The organism is Actinoalloteichus caeruleus DSM 43889, assembly GCF_000429185.2.
GTDB lineage: Bacteria > Actinomycetota > Actinomycetes > Mycobacteriales > Pseudonocardiaceae > Actinoalloteichus_B > Actinoalloteichus_B caeruleus.
On record NZ_AUBJ02000001.1, the window covers coordinates 961,934 to 988,202 of the forward strand.

Here is a 26,269-nt window from a genome sequence, read left to right on the forward strand (position 1 = left end):
TTCCCCCACCCTAGTTCACACTACGTTCACCGTCCACAACCTACTCGCTTGTGAACACGATCAACCAGTGATTTACTGCCTCCATGATGCACACGAAGCCCCTGCTGTTGCGGTACGCCGCGGGCTCCGATGTTGGCCAACGGCGGGCGGTGAACCAGGACTCGGCGTACGCGAGTCCTCGCCTGCTGGCGGTGGCCGACGGGATGGGTGGGCACGCGCACGGCGAGGTCGCGAGCTCGGTGGTGGTGGCCACCCTCGTCGAGCTCGACGGTTCCCTCGCCGCCTCCGATCCGGATCGGGGCCGTGCCCTGGACCTGCTGGCCGGTGGGGTGAGCTCCGCCGCCGAGCGGCTGACCGAGCTCGCCCAGCGGGACGAGGACCTGGCGGGGATGGGGACCACGCTGACCGCGCTGATGTGGGACGGCTCCCGCCTCGCGCTGGCGCACGTGGGGGACTCCCGGGGCTACCTGCTGCGGGGCGGGGTGCTCTACCAGATCACCCGTGACCACACCATGATCCAGAGCCTGCTGGACGAGGGGCGGCTGACCCCCGAGGAAGCCGCCGACCACCCGCGCCGCTCGGTGGTGATGCGGGCGTTGCAGAGCCACGGCTCGGCCGACCCGGACCTGTCCTCCCACGACGCGCAGGTGGGCGACCGCTACCTGCTGTGCTCCGACGGGCTGACGGCCGTGGTGAGCGCCGAGACGGTGCACGAGGTGCTCAGCACGGTCGAGGACCGCCAGGAGGCCATCCGGCAGCTGATCGACCTGGCGAACCGGGGCGGCGGACCGGACAACATCACCTGCGTGGTCGCCGACGTCGTGGAGTCCGAGCCGGACCCGGAGCCGCAGCCGGGCCTGGTGGTGGGCGCGGCCCAGGACCAGGGCGTGACCGCCGATCCGACGTCCGGGCCGGCCTGGTTGTCCCGGTGGACCGGGGAGGTCTTCCCCGCCGACGCGGACTGACCGCCAGCACCGGGTCCCCTGGCGGACCCGCAGGGCAGGCCGAGGCGGCCGATCATCCGACGACGAGCACGACCAGGACGTCACGCGTCCGCGCGCGCCGACCAGCACCGGCGGCGGGGCGGGCCTGGCCGTCCGTCCCCGACCGGCCTCGCTCCGCCTTCCCGGCCGAGGACCCCGCCCGCCTCCGCGCGGCCCGGCGGCGTCGACGGGTTTCCCGGGCCGGGCCCGGGCAATCCTGGCGGGTGAGGGCCCCGCGTGGGGCGGGCCCGCGCGGTCCGGTGGTACCCGGACCGAGCCCGGCGACGGTGACGGGAGCGGAGGAATGTCACACATCGGTTATCGGCGGGTGTACGAGGAGCCCCGGTTCCGTGACGGCGTGCGGGTGCTGGTCGACCGGGTGTGGCCGAGGGGAATGCGCCGCGAGGACGCCCACCTCGACGAGTGGTTGCGGGCGGTCGCTCCCTCCACGGAGTTGCGGCACTGGTACGGCCACGATCCCGACCGGTTCCCGGAGTTCCGCCGCCGCTACCTGCGGGAACTGCGGGAACCCGGGCGGCGGGACGCCGCGGGGCACCTCCAGGACCTGGCCAGGTCCGCTCCGGTGACGCTGCTGACGGCCAGCCGGGACCTCGACCACAGCCAGGCGGCGGTCCTGGCGGCCTGGCTGGCCGAGCACACCCCCGAATCGGCCTGAGCGGCCGCCGGGAGCTCCGCCCACCCCGGGTCGGCGGCCCGGCACCGCGGCACCCGAGGGACACCGCCGGGCGGACGAGGCGGGCGGCGCCCGGGGGCGGGACGCCGGTCGATGGCGGTCCCGCCCGGGGCCACTACCCGCGGGCTGGGGGTGGAGCCACGCGGTGGAGGACCTCCACCAGGGAACCCTCGTCCCCCACGTTGCCGGGGAACACGGTGTAGCGCGGGCCGGCGGGCCGCCCGTCGAGGTCGAGTGGTTGCCACAGCGAGACCGCCCCCGGCAGCAGGGAGCCCAGGACGCGGGCGCGTCGGACCCCGAGGCCGTGCACGGCGACCTCGTGGGAGGTGATGCCGCCCTTGGCGACCACGCAGGAGGGCGGGCACTCCCGCCGCACCGCGCGGACGACGGAGACCAGGGCCCGGGAGACGACCCGGGCGATGCGCAGGCTGTCGGCGGCGTCGACGCCGCGGCGCAGGGCTCGGGAGGTTTCCAGGAGGACGTCGTCACCGCGCCGCAACGCGCCCACGACCCGGCGGGCGGCCTCGTCCACCACGTCGTCCGGGGCGGTGAGCAGGGTGTCCACCGGGAGCGTGACGTCCACCAGCGGACGGGCCGCGCGCAGCGCGGCGGTCTGGGCGGTGGTGAGCGCGGTGTGCGAGCCCACGACCACGAGCACCCCGCTCTCGCGTGGGACGGGGGCGGGCTGGAGGGGGGCCGCTGAGGGCAGTCCGGCCCGCACCCGGACGTAGGCCGGGCCGGTGCGGTACAGGAACCGGTGCCCGGCCCGTTCCAGTTCGGCCAGGGCCAGCGCGGTGACCTCCATGTCCTCGGCGGCGGCGGCGTCGAGGGCGACCACGGCCGGTGGGGACGAGGGGTTCCGGTCGGACAGCCGGCGGTCCAGGAGCGCGACCACCCCGGCCACTCCCCCCTGGCGGATGGTGGCGAGGTCGACGACGGTGACCTCCGCCGGGCTGATCCGGCCGCCGCTGCGCTCGGCCACCCACCCGGGCAGGTCCCCGGCGGTGAAGCCGAAGGTGGCGTCGCGGGAGAACTCGGTGCGCTCGGCCGGGGTCCACACCCCCTCCACGCGGACCAGGTGCTGGCCTCCGACGGTGACCCGGCCGGCCTCGTGGTAGGCGGGGCACAGGACGACGGCGTCGGTGGCTTCGCCGGTGGCCCGCTGCCAGGCGGCGGCGAGCGCGTCGGTCTCGACCGGGTAGTGGCCCCGCAGCGTGGAGTCGCCGCGGCTGAGCAGTCGGACGGTCACGCCGACGCTGGTCGCCGCCCTGGCGAGGGTGGTGGCGACCTCGGTGGCCACCCGGTGGGCCGCGTCGGGGTCCAGGGAACGGGAGTTGGTGAGCACGAAGAGCAGGCCGCGGGTTCGGGCGTGCCGTAGCCCCCAGCGCAGTTCGCGGTCCGACCAGGCCGTGACGAGGGGCACGTCGTGGACGGTTTGGGCGCCGGTGGGGTCGTCGTCGACGGCGACCAGGACGGTGCCGTCGCCCACGAGGCCCTCGGCGAGCCGCGGGAGGGCTCGGGGTTCACGGCGGGGTGGCGCGATCTCGTCGGCGGGAGGGTAGGCGGGAGTGCTCATCGCGGTGGGCGGCCGGGGCCGCTGCTCCTTTCCGGGGAGTCGGCGGGAACCCGATCCGACCACGGGACACCGCTCGGGTGCCAGGGCGGGGCGCCCCTGACGGTCCGTGCGCCCCTCCCCCAGGGACCGGGTGATGAACCCAGCGCACCGACACGGTCACGCACCGCTATCCTGATCACGGGGTGTGCCCGGATCGTCCCGCGTTGGCGACGGTGTGTGCCCGTCTCGTCCCGGTGCCTCACCGGTTCTCGTCCCTTCCGTCCGTCGTCACTGCCGAAGGAGGGCGCCGTGGCCGCCCCTGTCCAGCTGTCGTTCGAGCAACGCTGTCCCCTGCACGTGGCTCCCGGGCTGCGCGAGTTGCAGGCCACCGGGCCCATCCACCGCATCCGCACCGCCGTCGGCGACGACGCGTGGTTGGTGACCGGCTACACCGAGGTGCGCGCGCTGCTCGACGATCCCCGGGTGGGCCGGTCCCACCCCGATCCGGCCCGCGCGGCCCGCTCCGGGGACGCGGCGTTGCAGGGCGGTCCGATGGGCGAGTTCGCCAGCGAGGACTCCGACCACGCGCGGTTGCGGACGCTGATCCAACCCCACCTCTCCCCCGCCCGGCTCCGACCGTTCACCCCGCGCGTCGAGGCCCTGGTCGAGGAGTGCCTGGACCGGCTCGCCGCGGCGGGCCCGGGCCCGGTGGACTTCGCGCGGCTCGTGGCGGCGTGGCTGCCCACGGCCGTCATCTGCGCGCTGATCGGCGTGCCCGACGCCGACCGGGACCGATTCCGCGGTCACGCCCGGGCGATGGCCGACCTGCGGGACGCCGAGCGGTCCCGGCGGGGGATGGCGGAGCTGTTCGAGTACTGCCGGCGGCTGGTGGCGGTGAAACGGCGGACGCCGGGGGAGGACGTCGTCTCCCGCCTGCTCGCCCGGGACGGGGTGACCGACGAGGACGCGGCACGGGCCTGCGTGCTGCTGCTCTTCGGGGGCGAGGCCGCGGTGATGGCGATCGGGATCGGGGCCGTGCTGCTGCTCACCGACGCCGGCCAGCGGGAGGAGCTGCGGGCCCGGCCGGACCGGATGCCCGGCGCGGTCGAGGAGATGCTGCGCGGCATGGACAAGGGCGGGGACGGCGTGTCCCGGTACGCCCGGGCGGACCTGCGGGTGGGCGAGGTGGTGGTGCGGGCCGGGGACCTGTTGCTGCTCGATACCGGAGCGGCCAACCACGACGTCTCGGTGTACGCGGCACCCGACCGGTTCGATGTGGGTCGCCGCGACGCGCCGCACCTGTCGTTCGGGCACGGTTCCCGCTACTGCGCGGGGGCGCCGCTGGCCCGGGTGGAGCTGCGGGTGCTCTTCACCCGGCTGCTCGCCCGGTTCCCGGGGATGCGCCTGGCGGTGGACCCCGCGCGGTTGCGGGTGGAACGGGACGTGGTCGCCGGAGGCCTGGCGGAGTTGCCCGTGCTGCTGTGACCTGGCCGGTGCGGGCGCTGGGGGTGCGCGAAGCGGCCGCGCCCCCCGGGGTGTGTTCGCCCCGCCGTGGGGCCTTCGCCTCCTCCCGTGGTGGTGGGCCCGGCCCCGAGCGGCGCGTCGCCGGCCGGCTCCACTGTGCTCGGTGGGCTCGGGGTGGACGAATCCGAGGGCGGTGCCGGGACCGTCCCGGCTCCTCTAGTGGCCACGCCGGGGTCGTCGAGCCGAGCGGGGTCCCCCCCCGTTCGGGTGGCACTCCTCCGCCGGCTGTCTCGCTGGCTGGGACGAGGGGACGATCAGCGTGAGCTCCAACGGGTTCGATCGGGTGAGATCGCGGGCAGGGTGTGGACGTCCGGGTCCACCGCGATCGGGAGACGTGGTCGATGGGAGCTGGGCGGGACGAGGGTGGGGCACGCGATGCGGCGCGGGGGCCCCGCACGAGGACGCGCCGAGCCGGCGGCGCGGGCGGTGGGGCGTGGCCACCGCCGTCGCGGTGGTGCTCGTCGCCGTCACGATCGGCGCCCTGGTGTGGGGAGGCCGGGGTGCGCGGGAGCCGGCCGCGGCCCCGAGTCCCGGCCCGGTCCCCTCAGCGTCGGAGCCGTCGGCGGAGGCGGGGGGCGGTTGCCCGAGCCGCCCGGAGCCCACCGACGAGTTCCTGGTGGCGGTCTGCGCCGAGGAGAACAGGCAGGGGCGCGGGCGGGCACTGGCCGCGGCGGCGGAGGACACCGGGTTCAGCATCGGGCTCGACGGTGCCGTGCCGACCGAGGGGTACATGGTGTCCTTCGGGGACGCTCCCGTGGTGGAGCTGCCCGGGTGGGTGCTGGGGCGGACCGGGGAACTGCGGCGGCGGGTGGAGGACTACCTGCTGGAGAACCGGTCCTTCTTCGCGGAGCGGACGGATGCCTACCTGGGCGGGTGGGTCAACCCGGAGACCGGGCGGCTGGTCATCGAGGTCTCCGAACGCCACCTCGACCGGGACGCCGCGGTGGCGGCGGGCGCCGAGCGGGACCAGATCGCCATCTACGACCTGGCCGAGGGCGCGGACATCCTGGTGGACCCGGCGCCGACGCCCGGGAGGTGAGCGTCGCCGACCCCGACCGCACCCCCGTCGTCCCATTCCCTGGGAAGGTCGTGGCCTTCGCCGCCGAGTTCTTCCCAGATCCTGGCACAGCCGACTAGCCTTCCCCCATTCGAGTGATGTACCTGCTCACCGACGGTGTCGGAACCCGCTGGGGTGGCGCCGTCACGGCACGAAGGACCGTGATGTCTCGTCCGCTGCGCCTCGCCACGCTCGCCGTCGTCACCTCGCTCACCGCGGTGGGCTGCAACGCGGCGTCCACCGACTCGGCGGGCTCCTCCGAGGACGGCCCGTCCTTCGTCCTGGTCACCCCCAACCCGGTCGGGGTCAACGACTTCCTCACCCTGTCGGTGCGGGGCGTCGAGGAGGCCGCCGACCAGCACCGTGGCAGCCACCGCACCTTCGAGAGCACCGACCCCGCCTCCCTCCAGCACAACGTCGCCGCCGCCGTCCGCGACCAACCCGACGTCGTCGTCGCCGTCGGCTTCAACTTCGCCGACGTCCTCGCCCAGGAAGCCGAACGGAACCCCGACCAGCAGTTCCTCTTCGTGGACTCCTGCACCGAGGACCCCTTCCCCAACGTCACCTGCGCCACCTTCCGCGAACACGAGGCCGCCTACCTCGCCGGGGCGCAGGCGGGCCTGCTCACCCAGACCGACAGGGTCGGCGCCGTCGTCGTCCTGGACTCCCCCCAGTTCCACCGGTTCTCCCTCCCCTTCGCCGACGGCGCCGCCCGCACCAACCCCGACGTCGAGTTCACCCAGTTGTTCATCGGCGGCCAGAACCCCTTCAACGACCCGGCCCGCGCCAAGGAACTCGCCGCGACCCTCGCTGGCTCCGGAGTGGACCACGTCATGGGCGCCGCCTCGGCCGCCGGGAACCTCGGCGTCTTCGAGGCCGCCGCCGACCACGGCATCCACGCCTTCGGCGTCGACTCCAACCAGTGCCCGGCCAGCCCCGGCCAGGTGGTCGACAACGTCGTCAAACGCACCGACGTGGTCATCGCCGACGGCATCGAGGCCATCCTGGCCGGCGACACCGGCGGGAACCGCTCCTACGGCCTGGCCGAGGAGGGCGTGTCCCTGAACGGGCTCCTCGACGACGTCGACGAGTCCGGCTGCGTCATCGCCGAGCACCCCGAGGTCGTCGAGCAGGTCCGCCAGCTGCACGACGAGATCGTCGCCGGCGACACCGTCGTCACCGACCCCGCCGCCTGAGCGGCCACGACGGCGGGAAAGGCCGAACACCGGTGACCAACACCGACAACGGGACGAACCACACCACGCCGCGCCCGGTCGTGCGACTGCGGGGCATCACGGTCCGCTACCCCGGCGTACTGGCCAACGACGGCGTCGACCTGGACCTCGCCGCCGGCGAGATCCACGCGCTGATGGGGGAGAACGGAGCCGGCAAGTCCACCCTGGCCTCCGTGCTCTACGGGGCGCGCCGCCCCGACACCGGCACCCTCGACCTGTTCGGCGCCCCCACCCGGCTGGCCAGCCCCGCCGACGCGATCGCGGCGGGCATCGGCATGGTCCACCAGCACTTCATGCTCTTCCCCGGCCTGACCGTGGCCGAGAACGTCGTCTACGGCGCGGAACCCCTCCACCGGTTCGGCGTGGTCGACCGCGCCGCCGCCCGCCGGGCGGTGGCCGACCTGGTGCGCCGCTACGGCCTGGACCTCGACCCCGACGCCCTGGTGCGCGACCTGCCCGTCGGGGTGCGGCAACGGGTGGAGATCCTCAAACTGCTCCACCGGGGCGCCCGCGTGCTCATCCTCGACGAACCGACGGCGGTGCTCACCCCCGGCGAGGCCGACCGGCTCTTCACCGTCCTGCGAGGCCTGGCCGCCGAAGGCCGCGCGGTGCTGCTGGTCACCCACAAACTCGGCGAGGTGCTCGCGGTCAGCCACCGGGTGACGGTGCTGCGCGACGGCCGACGCACCACGGTCCTGCGCACCGAGGAGACCACCGCCGGTGACCTGGCCGCCGCCATGACCGGCCGCGACCTCGACCTGGACGTGGTGCACCCCCCGGGGACCCCCGGCGAACCCGTGCTGGAGGTGCGGGAGCTCACCGTGGCCGGCCGGGGCACCAAACCAGCGGTGGACGCCGCGACGTTCACCGTGCGCGCCGGGGAGATCGTGGGTATCGCCGGTGTCGCCGGCAACGGGCAGGCCGAGCTGGTGGCCGCCGTGGTGGGTCTGCGCCGCGCACGGTCGGGCGTCGTGCGGTTGCGGGGCGAGGAGATCACCCATGCCCCGGTGGCCGACCGGCGCCGCCGGGGCCTGGCCTACCTGCCCGAGGACCGGGGCGAGGTGGGGGCCGCCGGGCAGGCCTCACTCGCCGACAACCTGGCGGCGGGGTTCCACCGCGGCCCGCTCCTCGGCCGGTTCGGGTTCCTCTCCCCCACCGCCCTGACCCGCCACGCCCGCCGGATCATCGACCGGTTCCGGGTGCGCACCCCCGACACGCGCACCCCGATCGCCGCGCTGTCCGGGGGCAACCAGCAGAAGGCCGTCCTGGGCCGCGAACTGGCGCACCAGGCCCCGCTGCTGGTCGCCGAGCAACCGACCCGGGGCGTGGACATCGGGGCCGTGCAGGCCATCCACGCCGAACTGGTGGCCTACCGGGACGCCGGCCACGCGGTGCTGCTGGTCTCGGCCGAACTCAGCGAGATCCGCGGTCTCTCCGACCGGGTCCTGGTCTGCTACGACGGGCGCGTCGTGGCCGAGTGGGACAGGGACGAGGCCACCGAACACCGCATCGGACTCGCCATGGCCGGGGAGGCCGGATGACCAGCCGCACCGCCGAGGCCACACCACCGGCCGGCACCGCCCGCCCGTCCCGCCTGCTCCGCACCCGAGGCGGGGTGGTCGCCCTGGCCGTCCTGACCGGCGTCGTCGTGGGCACCCTCGTCCTGGCCGGCACGGGAACCAACCCGCTGACCGCCTACGCCGCCCTGGCCACCGGGGCGTTCGGACCGGACAACCTCCCCGACACCCTCAGCTACGTCCTGCCGGTGCTGGGCATGGCCACCGCGCTCGCGATCCCCCTGCGCGCCGGCATGGTCAACCTCGGCGGCGAGGGCCAGCTGGTACTCGGAGCCGTCGGCGCCCTGGTCACCGGCCTGTTCAGCCCGCTGCCAGCACCCCTGACCGTGGTCGCGGCCCTGCTGGTGGGAACGCTGGCCGGGGCGTCCTACGCGGCGCTGGCCGCGCTGTGCGACAGCCACCTCGGGGTGCCCCTGCTGGTGAGTTCCCTGCTGCTGTCCTACCCGGCGATCTCCTTCGCCTCCTACCTGGTCCGGTTCCCCCTCGCCGACCCCGGCTCCAGCCTCCCGCAGAGCGAACGGCTGCCCGCCGGGGTGGCCCTGCCCACCCTCGGCGCCGGGCAGATCTCGGTCGGCCTGGTCGCCGTCCTGGCCGTGGTCGCCGCCTACACCGTGGTGGACCGCCGCACCCCCGCCGGGTACGAGGTGCGGATGACCGGGCTCGGCGCCCGGTTCGCCTCCTACGCCGGCATCGACCGGCCGCGCCTGACCGTGCGGGTCCTGGCCGCCTCCGGGGGCATCGCCGGCCTGGTGGGCGCCATCCTGGTGTTGGGGTTCCCGTTCCGCTTCATCGACGGGGCGCTGATCAGCCCCCAGTACACGTGGATCGGGCTGATGGCCGCGTTGCTGGCCGCCGCCCACCCCGTCGGCACCGCCGTCGCGGCGTTCTTCTTCGCCGCGCTGACCAGCGGCGCGTTCGAGATGGAACGGATCACCCAGGCGCCGCGCGAACTCACCGCCATCGTGCAGGCCCTGGTCATCATCGTGCTGGCCACCTCCACGGGCCTGCTGCGCGGCAAGGGAGGGCCCCGGTGACCATCGACCCCGCGTTGTTCTCGGCGGCGCTGCGCGCGCTGACCCCGATCCTGTTCGCCGCCCTGGCCGGGGCGTTGTGCCAGCGGGCCGGGATCTTCAACATCTCCCTGGAGGGGACGATGCTCGTGGGCTGCTTCGCCGGGGTGGCGGGCAGCTGGTTCACCGGCAACCCCTGGCTGGGCGTGGCGCTGGCCGTGGCCGCCTCGGCCGCGTTCTCCCTGGTGTTGGCGGTGGGATCGGTGTCGTTGGGCGGCGACGCCATCGTGATCTCGGTGGCGATGAACCTGCTGGCCGTCGGCCTCACCGCGTTCCTGCTGCGGACCGTCTTCGGCGCCCAGGGCAGCTTCAGCGACCCCGAGCTGCGCGGCCTCGACCGGGTGCGGCTGCCCCTGGTCGAGGAGATCCCCCTGCTCGGCCCCGTCCTCTCCGGACACTCCCCCCTGGTCTACGTCTCCTGGCTGGCGGTGGCCGTGACCGCCGTCCTGCTCTACCGGTGCCGGTGGGGGCTGCGGCTGCGCGGCCTGGGGGAGAACCCGGCGGCCGCGGCCAGCCTCGGCGTGCGGGTGACCCGCCAGCGGTACCTGGTGGTCGTGGCCGGCGGTGGCCTGTGCGGCCTGGGCGGAGCGCAACTGGCCCTGGGCAACGTCACGCTCTTCGCCGAGAATATGACCGCCGGCCGGGGGTGGATCGCGGTGGTCGCGGTGATGCTGGGGGCGGCGGCACCGGTCGGGGTGTTCCTCGCCGCGCTGCTGTTCGGGCTCGCCGAGGCCCTCGGTTTCCGGTTGCAGGGCCTGGGGCTGCCGCAACAGGCCACCGACGCGGCCCCCTACGTCGTCACCCTGATCGCCCTGTTCGTCTCCAGCCGGCGGCTGCGCCGGCGCGACCCCGTGGAAGGTGCGGTGGACCGATGACGGTCATCCTCCCCATCACGAAGATCCCCCGCGAGGGCCTGCCCACCCGGGCCCTGGTCGTCGGCGACCCCGCCCGCGCCGACGCCGTCGCCGCCCAGCTCGACGACGCCCAACTCCTCGGGGAGAACCGGGAGTACCGCAGCTACCGGGGCCGGTGGCGCGGCACCGACCTCGTCGTCTCCTCCCACGGCGTCGGCGGCCCCGGCGCGCTGTGCCTGTTCACCGAGCTCGCCGCCGCCGGGGTGCGCACCTACCTGCGGCTGGGCACCGCCGGATCGCTCACCGACACCGTCGGCGACGGTGACCTGGTGGTGGCCGAGGCCGCGGTCCGCGACGACGGCGTCACCCCGCAACTGGTGCCCGCCGAGTACCCCTCGTTCGCCACCCCCGAGGCGGTGCTGGCCCTGACCGCGGCGGCCCGCGAACACCGCCTGCGCCATCACCGGGGGCTGGTCTGGACACGGGCCGCGTTCTCCCCGGGAGTGCTCGAACTCCCCGTCCGCCAGTACCAGGCGGCCCGGGTCATCGCCATCGAGATGGAGCTGTCCACCCTGCTGGTCTTCGCCGCCCTGCGCGGGTTCACCGCCGGCGGCGCCCTGGTCATCGACGGCAACGCCTCCCAGGACAACGCCGACCCCACCCGCTACTCGCCGCACCGGGCCGTGGTGACCGAGGCCGTCCGGGCCTCCGTCGCGGTGGCCCTGGACGCGCTGGTCAGCCTCGACGTCGAGGAGGACCGGGCATGACGGGCGAGGACCACCCGGGCGCGGAGCCCGCGGCCACCCACTGGCTGGCGGTCGCCGACGAGGTCGCGCGCACCTTGGCCGGCGACGCCGTGGAGCGGGAACAGGCCAACGAACACCCGCTCCGGGAGGTCGCGTTGCTGCGGGACGCCGGCCTGCTGGCGCTGCTGGTCCCGGCCGAGGCGGGCGGCGCCGGCCACCAGTGGCCGTTGGCCCACCAGGTGCTGCGGCGGATCGCCGCCGCCGACGCCTCGGTGGGTCACCTGCTCGGCTACCACTGGTTCCAACTGTGGCGCACCCGGCTGTTCGACCGGCCCGACCTCACCGCACGACTGGAACGGAACACCGCCGAGGACCGGCTGTTCTGGGCGGGGGTCAGCAACCCCCGCGACGCGGCCCTGGCCCTCACCCCCACCGGGCGCGGGTGGCGGGTCACCGGGCGCAAGTCCTTCGCCACCGGGGCCAGCGTCGCCGACCGGCTCGTGGTCAGCGGCACCGAGGACACCAGCGGACGCAAGCTGACCTTCGTGACCGACGCCGCCGACCCTGGCATCCACTACCTCGGCGACTGGGACAACCTCGGGCAACGCCTCTCCGCCAGCGGCGGCGTCGAGTTCCGCGACGTCCTCGTCCACCCCGACGACGTCCTCGGCGCCCAACCGGAGGAGGACGGCGGCGCCGCGCACCGCCAGTCCCTGGCCCCCTGGGATTCCAGCTGCTGCTCAGCCAGCTCCACGTCGGCATCGCCCACGGCGCCCTGACCACGGCCGCCGGGTACACCACCGAACGCACCCGGGCCTGGTCGGCCTCCGGGGTGGAACGCGCCGTGGACGACCCGCACGTCCTCGCCGGCTACGGCGGCCTCACCGCCCGCGTCGAGGCCGCCGCCTGCCTGGTCGACACCGCCGCCGAGGCCTTCGACGCGGCCGCCGCCGCCGGGCAGGCCCTGGACGCCGCCACGCGCGGCCGGGCCGCGCTGCGGATCTCCCAGGCCAAGGTCGTCAGCACCGAGGTCGTCAACGCCGTCACCACCGAGGTGTTCGAGCTCACCGGGGCGCGGGCCACCGCCAACCGGTACGGCCTCGACCGGTTCTGGCGCAACGCCAGGACCATCACCTTGCACGACCCGGTCAAGTACAAGGCCGCCGAGATCGGCCGGCACCTGCTGACCGGCCACTACCCGCCGGTCACCGGATACAGCTGAGGAACGGGTGATGACAGCCACACCGCCGCCGGAACCCCCCGGCCTGCCCGAACCCACGGGCACCCCACCCCGCCCGCCGGGCACCGTCCCCGACCCCGAGGTCCTGCCCGTCCTCGCAGACAGCGTCCGCCTCGACGGCGACACCGTGCTGATCCTGGACCGCCGGTGCTTCCCCTTCGACCTCCGCTGGGTCCGCTGCGGCACCGTCGAGGAGGTCGCCCGCGCCATCGAGGACATGGTCACCCAGTCCTCCGGCCCCTACTTCGCCGCCCTGGGGGCGATGGTCCTGGCCGCCCGCGCCGCCCACCACCACCGGGACCCCGCCGCCGCCCGGGCCGACCTGACCGCCGCGGGGGCGCGCATCATCGCCGCCCGGGCCACCAACAACCACCTCGCCACCGCGGTCCGCGCCGTGGTGACCGAGGTCGACCGGGCGGGAACACCCACCGGATCGGCCCTGGTCGAGGCCGCCCTCACCGGAGCCAGGGCCGGCGACCGCCGCTACCGGGACCGCAGCCGCGCCCTCGGCGAACACACCGCCGCCCTGCTGCCCGACGGAGCCTCGGTCCTCACCCACTGCTGGGCCGACCTCTACCTGGTGGACACCGTCGCCGCCCTGGGCCGCCACGGCAAACGGGTCCGCTACTACTGCACCGAGACCCGCCCCTACCTCCAGGGCGCCCGCCTGACCGCCGAGACCCTCGCGGAGATGGGGGTCGACACCACCCTCATCACCGACGGGATGGGCGCCTCCGTCATCGCCACCGGCCAGGTCACCCACCTGGTCACCGCCGCCGACCGGGTCACCATGGACGGCCACGTCATCAACAAGGTCGGCACCCTGCAACTGGCCACCGCCGCCCACGCCTACGCCGTGCCGTTCCTCGCGCAGGTCCAGGCCCCGACCCGGCCGCCCCCACCGCCGCCGACGTCCCCATCGAACACCGGGACGGCACCGAGGTCCTGCACACCCTGGGCCGCCGCACCGCCAGCTCCCGGGTCCGCGGCCACTACCCGGCCTTCGACATCACCCCACCCCGGTTCGTGCGCACCGTGGTGACCGACCGGGGCCCCTTCGACCCGGCCCACCTGGCCGACTACCACGACGACACCCGGCCGGACCCCGCGCCGGCCCCCGACGAGGAGGCAACCCCGTGACCGACACCCTGACCGCCCGGTGGGTGGTGGTGGACATCGAGGGAACCCTGACCGCCACCAGCCAGGTCCACGTGGTCCTCTACGACTACGCCCGCCCCCGCCTGGGCCCCTGGATCGACGAGCACCCCGACGACGACCGGGTCACCGCCGCCGTCGCCGAGATCAAGGAGGACGCCGGACTGGCCGCCGACGCCTCCACCGAGGACGTCGTCTCCGTCCTGCACTCCTGGATGGACGCCGACCGCAAGGCCAGCCCGCTCAAGGCACTCCAGGGCCTGATCTGGGAACACGGCTACACCCACCGGGAACTCATCTCCACCTACTTCCCCGACGTCGTCCCCCAACTCCGGGCCTGGAAGACCGCCGGACTGGACCTGGCCGTGTTCTCCTCCGGCTCGGTCGCCGGCCAGATCGCCTCCTTCTCCCACACCACCGAAGGAGACCTGCGGGAACTGTTCGACCACCACTTCGACACCGTCAACGCCGGCCCCAAACGCGTCCCCACCTCCTACGCCGCCATCCGCGCCGCGCTCGGCTCCCCCGACCCCGCGCACCTGGTGTTCCTCTCCGACGTGCCCGCCGAACTCGACGGCGCCGCCGCGGACGGCTGGCACACCGTGGGACTGGCCCGCCCCGGCGAACCCTTCGCCGACGCCGACTTCGGCGCCCACCCGGTCGTCACCACCTTCGACGACGTGACGATCGAGCGAGCCGATGACTGACCCCGCACCCACCCCCATGGCCACCGAGGACCGGGACGCCGCGGGCACCGCCCTGGCCGCCGAGGCCGCCCGCTACGCCGACCTCGGCTGGATGCGCGGCACCTCCGGCAACCTCTCGGTCACCCTGGGACGCCACCCGCTGCGGCTGGCCGTCACCGCCAGCGGCCTGGACAAGGGCGAACTGACCCCCCGCGACGTCGTCATCGTCGACGAATACGGCCACGCCACCCCCGACCAACCCGAACCGGTCCCCCGCCCCTCCGCCGAAGCCGGCCTCCACGCCCGCATCGCCCGGGTCGCCGGCGCCGGCGCCGTGGTCCACATCCACGTCCTGGCCGCCGTCCTGGCCGCCGAACGCTGGCCCGCCGGGGTGGCACTGCGCGACCTGGAGATGCTCAAGGGATTCGGCCGCCAGGCACACGACGACCTGGTCACCGTCCCGGTCGTCCCCAACAGCCAGGACATGCGCGTGCTCGGCGACGCCTTCGAGGACCGCTTCGACCCCGCCACCCCCGCCTTGCTGGTCGCCCGCCACGGCCTGTACGTGTGGGGAACGGACCTCGTCCAGGCCCGCCACCGCGCGGAGTGCCTGGAGTGGCTGTTGCGGTTCGTCCTGGCCGCCGACCTCGACCTCGGTGACCAACCGGACCCGCTGACGAGGAGGGCACGACGATGACACTGCTGACCGTGTGGCCCGAACAGGGACCCGACGCGGTGCTGCTGCGCACCGAGGACCCAACCGAGATCCGCCGGGTCCTGGCCGAACTGGGAGTCCGCTTCGACCGCTGGGAGGTGGTGCCGGGCCTCCCCGAGGAACCCACCTCCGCGCAGGTCCTGGCCGCCTACCGCGACCAGATCGAGGAGGTCATCTCCACCGAGGGCTACGTGCACGTCGACGCCATGCACATGACCCCCACCGACACCCCCGACTGGCGACGCCGCGCCGAGGAGGCCCGCGCCCGGTTCCGGTCCGAACACACCCACGACGACGACGAGGACCGCTTCTTCGCCCGCGGGTCGGGGGTCTTCTACCTCCACGTCGGCCACCGCGTCCACGCCGTGCTGTGCGAGGCCGGCGACCTGCTCAGCGTGCCCGCCAACACCACGCACTGGTTCGACATGGGCACGACCCCCGACTACGTGTCCATCCGCTTCTTCCACGACGAGCAGGGCTGGGTCGGTGACTTCGTGCCGAACTCCATCGCCGACCGGTTCCCGGGCCTCGACGAGATCCGGGCGACCCTCGGCTAGGGCCCGACGCGGTGCCGGCGCCCCCTCGGCCCCCACCCAGGACCGGGTGCCCGACCGAGGAGAGCCGGCACCGCACCCCCTCGGCTGGATCAGGCCAAGCGAGGCCCAGCCACTCGGCACGACACCGGCCACCGGCCAGGGTGGAGTCCTGCCGACCACTCGAGCCGGGGAGAGACCATGACCAGTCCCGTGCTGCCCTCCTCCGGAGTGCTCACCCCACTCGGACTGAACGAGGTCCAGCTCACCTCCGGGTTCTGGGCCCACCGCAGGGCGCTCAGCGCCCAGGTGACGCTCCCGCACTGCGCCGAACGCATGACCACCCTCGGCTGGATCGACAACTTCCGCGACGGAGGCCACCGCGGCCCCGACTTCGCCGACTCCGAGGTCCACAAACTCCTCGAAGCCGCCTCCTGGCACGGCGACGACGCCCTGGTCGAGCGGATCACGCCCCTGCTGGCCCGGGCCCAGCACGACGACGGCTACCTCAACACCCGCTGGTCGGGTCGCCGATACCAGAACCTGGAGTGGGGCCACGAGCTCTACTGCGCCGGCCACCTGATCCAGGCGAGCGTGGCCCGGGCCCGCCGCCACGGCGACGACCTCCTGGTGGAGGTGGGCCGACGCGCCGCCGACCACGTGTGCGCCCGCTTCCTGGAGGGCGACCAGGTGTGCGGGCACCCCGAGATCGAGATGGCCCTGGTGGAACTGTGCCGCCTCACCGGGGAGGAACGGTACCTGGAGATGGCCCGCCGGTTCGTCGAACGCCGAGGCCGCCCAGCGCTGGGCGACAGCGAACACGGCCGCGCCTACTTCCAGGACGACCAGCCCGTCCGCACCGCACCCGCCTTCCGGGGCCACGCCGTCCGCCAGCTCTACCTGGCATGCGGAGCGGTCGACGTGGCCGTGGAGACCGGTGACACCGCGCTGCTGGCGGCCGTGGAGGCGCAGTGGGAACGGACCGTGGCCCGCCGCACCTACCTCACCGGCGGCATGGGCTCCCGCCACCGGGACGAGGCCTTCGGTGAGGACTTCGAACTGCCGCCCGACCGGGCCTACGCCGAGACCTGCGCGGGCATCGCCTCGGTGATGCTGTGCTGGCGGTTGCTGCTGGCCACCGGCCACCCCCGCTACGCCGAACTGGCCGAACGGACCCTGTACAACGTGGTGGCGACCTCCCTGGCCTCCGACGGCCGGTCCTTCTTCTACGTCAACCCCCTCCAGGTGCGCACCCCGGGTGTGCCGGCCGGAGCCGACGAGGTCAGCTGGTGGGGCGGCAGCGCCCTGCGCGCCCCCTGGTTCAGCACCTCCTGCTGCCCGCCGAACATCGCCCGCACGCTGGGCGCCCTCCCCGGATACCTCGCGACCCGGGACCGCCGGGGAGTGCAGCTGCACCAGTTCGCCTCCGCCGAGATCGACACCCGCCTGGTCGACGGGTCCCGGCTGCGGCTGAGCGTGCGGACCGACTACCCGGAGTCGGGAACGGTGCTGGTCCGGGTCGTGGACGCCCCGAGGGAGACCTGTCGGGTCTCCCTGCGGGTCCCGGTGTGGGCCGACGGCGCCTCGGTGTTCCACCCCGAGGGCGTGGTGCGGGCGGCCCCGGGCTGGCGACGGTGGACCGGAGGTGGCGGCCGGGCGACGAGCTGCGCCTGGAACTGCCGATGACCCCCCGCTGGTCCTGGCCGGACCGGCGGATCGACGCGGTGCGTGACTGCGTCGCCGTCGAACGCGGGCCGCTGGTGTACTGCGCCGAGTCCCCGGGCGACGAACCGCCCCTGGCCGAGATCAGCGTGGACACCTCGGTCGATCCGGTCGAGCACGCGCGGGGCGGGGTGGTGGAGCTGTCGGTGGCGGGCCATCGCACCTCCCCGGCGGCGGAGTCCTGGCCCTACGGCGGCAGCCCGGCCCCCCGGTCGGTGCGGCCGCACCGGGTGCGGCTCGTCCCCTACCACCAGTGGGGCAACCGGGGGCCGGTGTCGATGCGGGTGTGGCTCCCGAGGTCCGGGCCGCTCGACTGAGGAGCGGGGACGCTGCCCGGCTCCGCTGCCCCCACCCTCCCCGGCCCGGTGCCGCGCCCGAAGCGTGGCCCTCGGGAGGCTTCCCACGGGGCGGCCGCGTCCGCGTGCCCCCGGCCGTGTCGGTGCCCGAGCGGCCCACTGGCCGGGCATCCCCGAGAACGTCCTCGGCGCGCCCCGCCGGTCATCACCGGTCGGGCGCGCGCCGAGGAGGAGGCGCCGTCGGGCACCCGGGACGCCTCGGAGGGCGCTCGCCCACCCTCCCGGGCCGTGGGAGCGTTCCCAGAGTTCAGGAGACCGGGCGTTCGGTTCGACTCGGTCCCCCGGCGCGAGGTACGAGGTCCAACCGGACCACCGCCTGGGGAGCCGAGGTGCGCGACAGGAGCAGGCAGGCGGGGAGGGAACACCACCGGGGGGAGTCCCGCCCCCGCGACGCGGGGGCGGGCCCTTCGCGCTGGCCAGGAACGCCCGGCCCGCGAGTGGGGCCGATCGGCGGCCCGCGCCGGAGGCCAACCACCGCACTCCCGACGGGGGCGGTCGGAGTCAGAACGGGTCCGGCGAATGCCACCGGCGCTCCCGCGAACAGAAGAGAACAGCGTGCTCCACCCATTCCGACGTGTTTTCCGCCGGATCCGTACCAGGCCGGGTCCAGTCGTCGGCGGCGAAGGCGAGAATCGACGTGCCGGTGGACGTCTCCGCAGGTCACAGGACCATCGGTCGTAATCAGATGTGCGGGTTCCCCGATTCGGAGGTGCCACCACCCCGCATCCGGGGGAATCCCCTGGGGCCGTCGATCGTGGCACCAGAAATATCGGCACCGAATGGTGAACGACTCTTTTCAGAGTGTTACCCCATTGGTACAGTCCCTCTCATGGGAGCGCTCCCAGAACTCGGACAAGGACGTCATGAGGGAACGACGAAGGAGCCCACATGAAGACTGACTCGGCACGGGGGGCGCGCGGCTCGCGCCTCCGCCGCGGACTCACCGCGGCATCCGCGCTCGCACTCACGTCGGGCCTGTTCGTGACCGGCGGAGCGGCCGGTGCCGACGACGCCAGCCCGCAACAGGCCAGGGTGGACAACCCCTACGTCGGCGCGGACGTCTACGTGAACCCGGAGTGGTCGGCCAACGCCGCCGCCGAACCGGGCGGCAGCGCCGTCGCCGACCAACCCACCGGTGTCTGGATGGACCGCATCGCGGCCATCGAGGGACCGGAGGGGAAGATGGGACTGCGCGAGCACCTCGACGAGGCGGTCAGCCAGGCCAACGGGCAGGACTTCGTCTTCCAGGTCGTCATCTACAACCTGCCCGGGCGGGACTGCGCGGCCGTGGCCTCCAGCGGCGAACTCGGCCCGAACGACCTGCCGCGCTACCAGTCCGAGTTCATCGACCCGATCGCCGAGATCCTCTCGGACCCGGCCTACGCCGACCTGCGCATCGTCACCACGATCGAGATCGACTCGCTGCCCAACCTGATCACCAACGTCACCCCGCGCCCGACCGCCACACCCGAGTGTGACGTGATGAAGGCCAACGGTGGCTACGTCGACGGCGTGGGCTACGCGCTCGCCCAGCTCGGCGCGATCCCCAACGTCTACAACTACATCGACGCCGGCCACCACGGCTGGATCGGCTGGGAGGACAACTTCGGCCCCTCCGCCGACCTGTTCTTCGAGGCCGCCAACGCCAACGGCGCCACCCCCGCCGACGTGCACGGCTTCATCGCCAACACTTCCAACTACAGCGCGTTGGTGGAGGAGAACTTCAGCATCACCGACGTGGTCAACGGCCAGCAGATCCGGGGCGAGTCCAGCTGGATCGACTGGAACAACTACGTCGACGAGCTGTCCTTCGCCCAGGGATTCCGCGAGCGCCTCGTACAGGCCGGTTTCGACCCGGGAATCGGCATGCTCATCGACACCTCTCGCAACGGGTGGGGCGGCCCGAACCGGCCCACCGGCCCCGGGCCGCAGACCAGCGCCGAAGCCTACGTCGAAGGCGGCCGCTACGACCGCCGCATCCACATCGGCAACTGGTGCAACCAGGCCGGCGCCGGCCTCGGCGAGCGCCCGACCACCGCGCCCGAGCCGGGCATCGACGCCTACGTCTGGATGAAGCCCCCGGGCGAGTCCGACGGCTCCAGCGAGGAGATCCCCAACGACGAGGGCAAGAGCTTCGACCGGATGTGCGACCCCACCTACGAGGGCAACCCGCGCAACAACCACAACCCCTCCGGTGCCCTGGGCGACGCGCCGATCTCCGGCCACTGGTTCTCCGCCCAGTTCCAGGAGCTGCTGGCCAACGCCCACCCGCCGGTGTGACCCACACACCGCGACCCCCGGTCACGGCGGGAATGATCCCGCCTCCCTGACCTGATCACCCTCGGCGGGCCCGGTGCCAACGCACCGGGCCCGCCGCCGTACGCCCCGACCCCTGATACCCCCAGGGGGTATAGTCGGTGGGCGACCGCGAGCACCCGCACCCGTGGAGACCCACCATGACCACCCCAACCACCCCCTCCCGCGCCCTGCCCCCACCCCTGCGGCTGGCCGCCTTCGCCGCCGCGACCGCCCTGGTCTTCGCCGGTGGCCTCGGCCTCGGCCACACCCTCGGCGCCCCACCCGACCACGCCGAGCACCCGCCGGCCACCAGCCCGTCACCCCACGACGGCCACCCCCGGCACTGACCGACACCCCGCAGGCCGCAGGAAGAGGACCACCACGATGACCACCAACACCCCACCCACCACGACCGGCGACCTCGAACTCGACATCGGCGGCATGACCTGCGCCTCCTGCGCCGCCCGGATCGAACGCCGGCTGAACAAGCTCGACGGCGTCGTCGCCACCGTCAACTACGCCACCGAACGCGCCCGCATCACCCACCCCGCGACCCTGCGCCCCCAGGACCTCATCGACCAGGTCGAACGCGCCGGCTACACCGCGACCCTCCCCCCACCCCCCGCCACCACCGACACCCAACGCGGCGACGACCCCACCGACCCCCTCACCCCCCTGCGGCACCGCCTCCTGATCTCCCTGCTGCTGTCGATCCCCGTCATCGCCATGGCGATGATCCCCGCCCTCCAGTTCACCTACTGGCAATGGCTCTCCCTGACCCTGGCCGCCCCGGTCGTGGCCTACGGGGCCTGGCCCTTCCACCGGGCGGCCTGGATCAACCTCCGACACGCCACCGCCACCATGGACACCCTCATCTCCCTGGGCACCCTCGCCGCCCTGGGCTGGTCCGTGTACGCGCTGTTCCTGGGCACGGCCGGCACACCCGGCCTCACCCACCCCTTCGAACTCACCATCACCCGCGGCGACGGCACCGCCCACATCTACCTCGAGGCCGCCGCCGGCGTCACCACCTTCATCCTGGCCGGCCGCTACCTGGAAGCCCGCTCCAAACGCCGCGCCGGACAAGCCCTGCGGGCCCTGCTGGAGATGGGCGCCCGTGAGGTCACCGTCCTGCACCACGGCCAGGAACGACGCATCCCCATCGACGACCTCACCGTCGGCGACGAGTTCCTCGTCCGCCCCGGCGAGAAGATCGCCACCGACGGCACCGTCCTCGACGGCTCCTCGGCGATCGACGCCTCCCTGCTCACCGGCGAATCAGTGCCCGTCGAGGTCGGCCCCGGCGACACCGTCGTGGGCGCCACCATCAACTCCGGCGGCCGCCTCATCGTCCGCGCCACCCACGTCGGCGCCCACACCCAACTCGCCCAGATGGCCCGACTGGTCGAACAGGCGCAGAACGGCAAGGCAGCCGCGCAACGGCTCGCCGACCGCATCTCCGCCGTCTTCGTCCCCCTGGTCCTGCTGCTGGCCGCCGGCACCCTCGGGTTCTGGCTGGGAGCCGACGCCGGCGCGGCCGCCGCGTTCACCGCCGCCGTCGCCGTCCTGATCATCGCCTGCCCCTGCGCCCTGGGCCTGGCCACCCCGATGGCCCTGATGGTCGGCACGGGCCGAGGCGCCCAACTGGGCATCCTCATCCGAGGCCCCGAGGTACTGGAGTCCACCCGCCGCGTCGACACCGTCGTGCTCGACAAGACCGGCACCGTCACCACCGGCCAGATGACGCTGCGCGAGGTGATCCCCGCCGAAGGCGAAACCCGCCACACCGTCCTGCGCAGGGCCGCGGCCGTGGAACACGCCTCGGAACACCCCATCGCCCGCGCCGTGGCCACGGCCGCCACCGACGAACTCGGCGCACCACCCGCCGTCACGGACTTCCACGCCACCCCCGGCCTCGGAGTGTCCGGCCACGTCGAGGGCCACACCGTCCTCGTCGGACGCCCCACCCTCCTCACCGACCACGGCTACCAGCTACCCACCGAACTCGCCTCGGCCCGAGACCACGCCGAAGCACGCGGCGGCACCGTCGTCGCCGTCGCCTGGGACGGGCAGGCCCGAGGACTGCTGGTCGTCGCCGACGCGGTGCGCCCCACCTCCCCCCAGGCCGTCCAACGACTCCGCCGCCTCGGGCTGTCCCCGGTCCTGCTCACCGGGGACAACAGGACCGTCGCCACCGCCGTCGCCCACGACGTCGGCATCACCGAGGTCATCGCCGAGGTCCTCCCCCAGGACAAGGTCGACGTCGTCCGCCGGCTCCAGCAGGAGGGCCGCGTAGTGGCCATGGTCGGCGACGGCGTGAACGACGCCGCCGCGCTGGCCCAGGCCGACCTCGGCCTGGCGATGGGCACCGGAACCGACGCCGCCATCGCCGCCAGCGACCTGACCCTGATGCGCGGCGACCTGCGCGCCGCCGCCGAAGCCGTGCGGCTGTCCCGCCGCACCCTGGGCACCATCCGGGGCAACCTGTTCTGGGCGTTCGCCTACAACGTCGCCGCACTCCCCCTGGCCGCCGCCGGACTGCTCAACCCCATGCTCGCCGGCGCGGCGATGGCCTTCAGCTCGGTGTTCGTCGTGCTCAACAGCGCACGACTCCGCCGGTTCGCGCCCCTGCCCGACCACCCCTCCCCCGCCGGGACCGGCACGGCGAACACCACCACCCCCCAACCGGCGCGATCCGCATCCTGACCGCCACCCGGCCGCCCACCCCCACACCCCCACCCCCAGCACACCGACGCGGGTGCCGACGGCCGGGACACCCCGCGCCCCGGCCCACCGCCGCATCCCGACAGCCCCGCAAGGCACTCCCCCGGGCCTCGAACCCGGCCGGCTCCTTCCCCACCGGCGACGCCGACCCCCACGGCAGTTCGGTCACCTCCACCCGCAGGACCGAACACCACCCCCCTCAGTCAACGCCGACATCGCATCGTCCATCACGATCACCCGCGCATCCCACGACAGAGCCCGCGCGATCTCGACACACCGCTGATCCGCGATCGACAGCCCCCACCGGCCGCCACGGATCCAGATCCACCCCCAGCCAATCGAACAACCCCACGCCCGCGAACCACATCCGCCACCCAACAACCCACCGCCCGAACCACGCCCGCGAACCACATCCGCCACCCAACAACCCACCGCCCGAACCACGCCCGCGAACCACCCATGAACACGTCCTCCGCGACCGCGGATCACCGGCGCGGCCCCGGACGACGCACCGCGATACCAGCGGAACACGCCTCCGCCAGACCAGAAGCACGCCACACCACCCCATCCACCCGCAACTGCCGACATCCGGCCGGCCCACACCCGCCAACACGGCCACCCCGTCGACTTCCCGCCCCGTTCCCGCCCACACACACACAAGGCGCGCACCCCCCGCGAACAACTCCACCCCCACCCCGAGCAAACGCCCACACCCACCCGACATACCCGCCGACCTCGAACAACGACACCACCACAACCGCCTCCCACACTCAGCCCCCGCCACGCCACTCACCGCCACGCCACTCACCGCCACGCCGCGCACCGCTCCCGCTCGACGCGGAAACGCGCCACACCAGGGTGTCCCGTCGAGCCTTTCCCCGCACCCAACACAACAAGATCCCCCAACCCCCACCACCCGGAACCCGAACACCCCGCACAACACGACGGCGGGGTACGGCCACCACACCGCACCCCGCCGGCACCCCAACGAACTCAGCCGTCACACCCCGCCGAATTCAACCGGAACGACACCGGAGCCTCATTGGACCCGGCATGACGCGCAGTGAACCCGACCGTGACCGAACCTCCCACCCCGATCGTCGCGTTCCACCCCTCATCCCTCGCACGAACCGCCGTGCCCTCCTGCGAGAACACCGCGTTCCACCCGTGATCAATCCGCTGCCCGGAAGGGAAATCCCACTCCAGGATCCACCCGCTCACCGGCCGACCCGACACGTTCGTCACCACGACCTCACCACTGAACCCCGTCGACCAGCTGTTCGTCACCCGATAACCCACACGACAACCCTCCACCGGCGCTCCACCACCACCGAACGCCTGGTGCACCGCGTCATAGGCGGGCTTGGGCCGCAGATCCTCATCGAAGAGCAACGCCGCCCCCTCCCCCGGGAAGTGGTCCGGGATCCACGAATACCGATCCGTGAAACCCCACGTCGTCACACTCACACACCGCGACACCGCCAGGCAGGCCTCCACCACCGCACGGTAGTCCTCCGCCTGCGTGGCCAACTTCTCCGCCGTCACCGGCAACCCCATCCGAATATCCAGCTCCGTGATCGCCACGTCCAACCCCAACGCCGCGAACCGCTCGATGTTCTCCCGGATCCCACCCGGCACCGCCCCCACGATCAGATGCCCCTGAAGACCCACCCCGTCCAACGGCACCCCCGCCGCCACCAGATCCCGCGCCAACTCGTACAACGCATCACTCTTCGCGTTCAGCCCCTCCACGTTGTAGTCATTGACGTACAACTTGGCCCCCGGATCAGCCTCCCGCGCCGCCCGCAACGCCGTCGCCACGTAATCCACACCGAACGCCCTGGTCCACAACGTGTCCCGCAACGAACCATCCTCGTTGAACGGCTCGTTCACCACATCCCACGCATACACCTCACCCCGGTAGTGACCAGCGACCTCCGCGATGTGGTGACGCATGATCCCGTCCAACTCCACCGCCGAGAAGTCCCCCTCGGTCAACCACCCCGGCAACTGGCTGTGCCACACCAACGTGTGGCCACGAACCTGCTGCCCCGCCGCCCTCGCCGCCTCCACGACGGCGTCCCCCCGCTCGAAACTGAACACACCACGCGCCGGCTCGGTCGCATCCCACTTCATGTCATTGCCCGGCGTGAGCATGTCGAACTCCCGCGCGGACACCGCCGCGTACTCACCGTCCCGCAGCTCCTCGACCGTGGCGGCGCTCCCGATGCGCACCCCACGCTCAGCGGCCAGATCACGCAACGGAACGTCCTGCGCGACCCCGACCCCCGCACGATCCCCGGCCCCGGCAACCACCACCGGCCCGGCCAACCCCAACCCCGCCGCCAACCCGACGACGACAAGTCCACGTACCCAAGGCATACCGCTCTCCTGACTTCTCGTGAGTACAGGTGCGCGCCCGGAACAGGAAGCTACCCCGCCCATACCCCCAGGTACAGACCTCCACACACCACCCACCCCAACTTCCCCCACCCCACCCCGCACCACCTACCCCGACCGGCCCAACCCCACACGACCCCGGCCCAGTCCCCCTCCAACGGCCACCGAGGAGCACCTCGACGCGGAACGCACCGGGGACCACACCGCGCACCACGACCAGCGCACCCCGGCCCCGACCAACCCCTACCGGCGGGCAAGGTGACGCCACACCTCCGGCTCAGCCTCCAGGAACTCCCCGAACGTCCACGGACGCACACCCGTCACCGCCTGAACCGTGTGACTGGTCACCGAACTCTCCCCCGAGGCCACCGCCAGGTACGACCCCACCCACGCATCCACCTGCCACTCCGCCGCCCCTGCCCGCGCCCGCACCGCCTCCTCCACCGTCTCCTCCCGGTACCGGATGTTCCGCCCGGTCACCTCCGACAACACCCGCACCGTCTCCCCGAAACCAAGAGCACACGGCCCCGACACGTCATACACCTGATCCGCGTGCACCTCGTCCACCAACACCTCCACCGCCAACCGGGCCACATCCTCCCGAGCCACCCACGCCACCCGACCACCCCCAGCCGGAGCCGAAAGCACCCCGTCCTCCCCCACGAACCCCGGCGCCACATCCGCGTAGAACGTGTTGCGCAACGACGTCAACCGCAGCCCCGCGCCGCTGATCAGCCGCTCGGTCTCCCCGTGCTCCCGCGCGAACCGGAAACTCGCCCGAGGAGCCGCCCCCATGAACGACGTGTAGACCACCCGCTCAACCCCCGCCGCCACCGCCGCCCGCACCGCCGCCCGGTGCAACGGCATCCGATCAGCCGCCTCCGGCGCCGACACCAGGAACACCGTCCGCACCCCCCGAAACGCCTCAACCAACGCCGCCTCCTCCTCGAAGGACGCCACCGCCACCTCCGCGGCACCCGCCCCCACCGGAACCCGACCCGGATCCCGAACCACCACCCGCTGGCGGGCCCCCCGCTCGGCGAGACGACGCACGACACGACGCCCCAACTGGCCACTCGCACCCGTCACCGCGATCAGATCAGTCACACCCCACTCCCTACCCGATCACCACACCACGATCCAGA

Annotated in this window: 22 protein-coding genes and 1 pseudogene; 20 read left to right on the plus strand and 3 right to left on the minus strand. The window is 73.4% G+C overall.

Translation table 11 applies throughout. The annotated features are described in order from the left end of the window. The first annotated feature begins 83 nt into the window (after nucleotides 1-83). Both G443_RS03810 and G443_RS03815 read left to right on the plus strand, forming a co-directional pair. Nucleotides 84-965 (plus strand): PP2C family protein-serine/threonine phosphatase, encoded by an 882-nt coding sequence (locus G443_RS03810; protein WP_026418015.1) that lies wholly within the window; start codon nucleotides 84-86, stop codon nucleotides 963-965. 322 nt (nucleotides 966-1,287) lie between these two features. Beyond that, nucleotides 1,288-1,659: a DUF488 domain-containing protein gene (locus G443_RS03815; RefSeq protein WP_026418014.1), complete on the plus strand. Its 372-nt coding sequence runs from the start codon at nucleotides 1,288-1,290 to the stop codon at nucleotides 1,657-1,659. A gap of 133 nt (nucleotides 1,660-1,792) precedes the next feature. Here the strand turns inward: G443_RS03815 and G443_RS03820 are convergent, their stop codons facing one another. After that, nucleotides 1,793-3,253, minus strand: coding sequence for a four-carbon acid sugar kinase family protein (locus tag G443_RS03820; RefSeq protein ID WP_026418013.1), 1,461 nt, complete (start codon nucleotides 3,251-3,253; stop codon nucleotides 1,793-1,795). A gap of 288 nt (nucleotides 3,254-3,541) precedes the next feature. Here G443_RS03820 and G443_RS03825 point away from each other — a divergent pair, with 288 nt between their 5' ends. From G443_RS03825 to G443_RS03915, 18 genes and pseudogenes are all read left to right on the plus strand, one after another. Continuing rightward, on the plus strand, nucleotides 3,542-4,717 hold the full coding sequence (locus tag G443_RS03825; protein WP_051313674.1) for a cytochrome P450: 1,176 nt from the start codon (nucleotides 3,542-3,544) through the stop codon (nucleotides 4,715-4,717). Between the two features lie 472 nt (nucleotides 4,718-5,189). Next, entirely contained in the window at nucleotides 5,190-5,795 is a 606-nt protein-coding gene (locus G443_RS03830) for a hypothetical protein (RefSeq protein ID WP_026418011.1), read from the plus strand. Between the two features lie 182 nt (nucleotides 5,796-5,977). Next, entirely contained in the window at nucleotides 5,978-7,009 is a 1,032-nt protein-coding gene (locus tag G443_RS03835) for a BMP family ABC transporter substrate-binding protein (protein ID WP_030107397.1), read from the plus strand. Between the two features lie 32 nt (nucleotides 7,010-7,041). Beyond that, complete coding sequence (locus G443_RS03840) at nucleotides 7,042-8,589, plus strand: ABC transporter ATP-binding protein (RefSeq protein ID WP_081715303.1); 1,548 nt, start codon at nucleotides 7,042-7,044, stop codon at nucleotides 8,587-8,589. After that, the gene (locus G443_RS03845) at nucleotides 8,586-9,659 is read left to right on the plus strand and encodes an ABC transporter permease (RefSeq protein WP_081715302.1); all 1,074 of its coding nucleotides are present in this window, start codon (nucleotides 8,586-8,588) and stop codon (nucleotides 9,657-9,659) included. The genes G443_RS03840 and G443_RS03845 overlap by 4 nt, the downstream gene beginning before the upstream one ends. Then, a complete protein-coding gene (locus G443_RS03850; protein ID WP_026418008.1) occupies nucleotides 9,656-10,570 on the plus strand; it encodes an ABC transporter permease in 915 nt (304 codons plus the stop codon). The genes G443_RS03845 and G443_RS03850 overlap by 4 nt, the downstream gene beginning before the upstream one ends. Further along, complete coding sequence (locus G443_RS03855; protein ID WP_026418007.1) at nucleotides 10,567-11,316, plus strand: nucleoside phosphorylase; 750 nt, start codon at nucleotides 10,567-10,569, stop codon at nucleotides 11,314-11,316. Before G443_RS03850 ends, G443_RS03855 begins: the two co-directional genes overlap by 4 nt. Continuing rightward, nucleotides 11,313-12,074 carry an acyl-CoA dehydrogenase family protein gene (locus tag G443_RS03860; RefSeq protein WP_253860116.1) on the plus strand — a complete coding sequence of 254 codons (762 nt, stop codon included), beginning with the start codon at nucleotides 11,313-11,315 and terminating at the stop codon, nucleotides 12,072-12,074. The genes G443_RS03855 and G443_RS03860 overlap by 4 nt, the downstream gene beginning before the upstream one ends. After that, nucleotides 12,071-12,517 (plus strand): acyl-CoA dehydrogenase family protein, encoded by a 447-nt coding sequence (locus tag G443_RS03865; RefSeq protein WP_253860290.1) that lies wholly within the window; start codon nucleotides 12,071-12,073, stop codon nucleotides 12,515-12,517. The genes G443_RS03860 and G443_RS03865 overlap by 4 nt, the downstream gene beginning before the upstream one ends. Before the next feature lie 10 nt (nucleotides 12,518-12,527). Beyond that, nucleotides 12,528-13,675 (plus strand): annotated as a pseudogene (locus G443_RS24835) (translation initiation factor eIF-2B alpha/beta/delta subunit family protein). Then, nucleotides 13,672-14,397: an acireductone synthase gene (mtnC, locus tag G443_RS03880; RefSeq protein WP_026418004.1), complete on the plus strand. Its 726-nt coding sequence runs from the start codon at nucleotides 13,672-13,674 to the stop codon at nucleotides 14,395-14,397. The pseudogene G443_RS24835 and the gene mtnC overlap by 4 nt, the downstream one beginning before the upstream one ends. Further along, a complete protein-coding gene (mtnB, locus tag G443_RS03885; RefSeq protein WP_245588725.1) occupies nucleotides 14,390-15,073 on the plus strand; it encodes a methylthioribulose 1-phosphate dehydratase in 684 nt (227 codons plus the stop codon). Before mtnC ends, mtnB begins: the two co-directional genes overlap by 8 nt. Next, nucleotides 15,070-15,648 carry a 1,2-dihydroxy-3-keto-5-methylthiopentene dioxygenase gene (locus tag G443_RS03890; protein ID WP_026418002.1) on the plus strand — a complete coding sequence of 193 codons (579 nt, stop codon included), beginning with the start codon at nucleotides 15,070-15,072 and terminating at the stop codon, nucleotides 15,646-15,648. Before mtnB ends, G443_RS03890 begins: the two co-directional genes overlap by 4 nt. 177 nt (nucleotides 15,649-15,825) lie before the next feature. Then, nucleotides 15,826-17,310, plus strand: a complete 1,485-nt coding sequence (locus G443_RS03895; protein WP_253860117.1) for a glycoside hydrolase family 127 protein — start codon at nucleotides 15,826-15,828, stop codon at nucleotides 17,308-17,310. Next, complete coding sequence (locus tag G443_RS03900; protein ID WP_253860118.1) at nucleotides 17,307-17,663, plus strand: hypothetical protein; 357 nt, start codon at nucleotides 17,307-17,309, stop codon at nucleotides 17,661-17,663. The genes G443_RS03895 and G443_RS03900 overlap by 4 nt, the downstream gene beginning before the upstream one ends. Before the next feature lie 927 nt (nucleotides 17,664-18,590). Then, entirely contained in the window at nucleotides 18,591-19,982 is a 1,392-nt protein-coding gene (locus G443_RS03905; RefSeq protein ID WP_026418000.1) for a glycoside hydrolase family 6 protein, read from the plus strand. Between the two features lie 176 nt (nucleotides 19,983-20,158). Then, complete coding sequence (locus G443_RS03910; RefSeq protein WP_026417999.1) at nucleotides 20,159-20,347, plus strand: hypothetical protein; 189 nt, start codon at nucleotides 20,159-20,161, stop codon at nucleotides 20,345-20,347. A gap of 37 nt (nucleotides 20,348-20,384) precedes the next feature. Then, nucleotides 20,385-22,706, plus strand: coding sequence for a heavy metal translocating P-type ATPase (locus G443_RS03915; RefSeq protein WP_051313672.1), 2,322 nt, complete (start codon nucleotides 20,385-20,387; stop codon nucleotides 22,704-22,706). Nucleotides 22,707-23,717: 1,011 nt separating this feature from the next. On the opposite strand, the gene G443_RS03920 is transcribed toward G443_RS03915, so the two are convergent. Then, on the minus strand, nucleotides 23,718-25,106 hold the full coding sequence (locus tag G443_RS03920) for an endo-1,4-beta-xylanase (RefSeq protein WP_026417998.1): 1,389 nt from the start codon (nucleotides 25,104-25,106) through the stop codon (nucleotides 23,718-23,720). Between the two features lie 261 nt (nucleotides 25,107-25,367). Next, nucleotides 25,368-26,231, minus strand: a complete 864-nt coding sequence (locus G443_RS03925; RefSeq protein ID WP_035291626.1) for an SDR family oxidoreductase — start codon at nucleotides 26,229-26,231, stop codon at nucleotides 25,368-25,370. Between the last annotated feature and the right edge of the window lie 38 nt (nucleotides 26,232-26,269).

Excerpts from the sequence above, each read along its gene's own strand:
- G443_RS03810 (WP_026418015.1), top strand. The coding sequence starts at position 84 with ATGATGCACACGAAGCCCCTGCTGTTGCGGTACGCCGCGGGCTCCGAT.
- G443_RS03815 (WP_026418014.1), top strand. The coding sequence starts at position 1,288 with ATGTCACACATCGGTTATCGGCGGGTGTACGAGGAGCCCCGGTTCCGT.
- G443_RS03820 (WP_026418013.1), bottom strand. The coding sequence starts at position 3,253 with ATGAGCACTCCCGCCTACCCTCCCGCCGACGAGATCGCGCCACCCCGC.
- G443_RS03835 (WP_030107397.1), top strand. The coding sequence starts at position 5,978 with ATGTCTCGTCCGCTGCGCCTCGCCACGCTCGCCGTCGTCACCTCGCTC.
- G443_RS03845 (WP_081715302.1), top strand. The coding sequence starts at position 8,586 with ATGACCAGCCGCACCGCCGAGGCCACACCACCGGCCGGCACCGCCCGC.
- G443_RS03855 (WP_026418007.1), top strand. The coding sequence starts at position 10,567 with ATGACGGTCATCCTCCCCATCACGAAGATCCCCCGCGAGGGCCTGCCC.
- G443_RS03860 (WP_253860116.1), top strand. The coding sequence starts at position 11,313 with ATGACGGGCGAGGACCACCCGGGCGCGGAGCCCGCGGCCACCCACTGG.
- mtnB (WP_245588725.1), top strand. The coding sequence starts at position 14,390 with ATGACTGACCCCGCACCCACCCCCATGGCCACCGAGGACCGGGACGCC.
- G443_RS03890 (WP_026418002.1), top strand. The coding sequence starts at position 15,070 with ATGACACTGCTGACCGTGTGGCCCGAACAGGGACCCGACGCGGTGCTG.
- G443_RS03895 (WP_253860117.1), top strand. The coding sequence starts at position 15,826 with ATGACCAGTCCCGTGCTGCCCTCCTCCGGAGTGCTCACCCCACTCGGA.
- G443_RS03900 (WP_253860118.1), top strand. The coding sequence starts at position 17,307 with ATGACCCCCCGCTGGTCCTGGCCGGACCGGCGGATCGACGCGGTGCGT.
- G443_RS03905 (WP_026418000.1), top strand. The coding sequence starts at position 18,591 with ATGAAGACTGACTCGGCACGGGGGGCGCGCGGCTCGCGCCTCCGCCGC.
- G443_RS03910 (WP_026417999.1), top strand. The coding sequence starts at position 20,159 with ATGACCACCCCAACCACCCCCTCCCGCGCCCTGCCCCCACCCCTGCGG.
- G443_RS03915 (WP_051313672.1), top strand. The coding sequence starts at position 20,385 with ATGACCACCAACACCCCACCCACCACGACCGGCGACCTCGAACTCGAC.
- G443_RS03920 (WP_026417998.1), bottom strand. The coding sequence starts at position 25,106 with ATGCCTTGGGTACGTGGACTTGTCGTCGTCGGGTTGGCGGCGGGGTTG.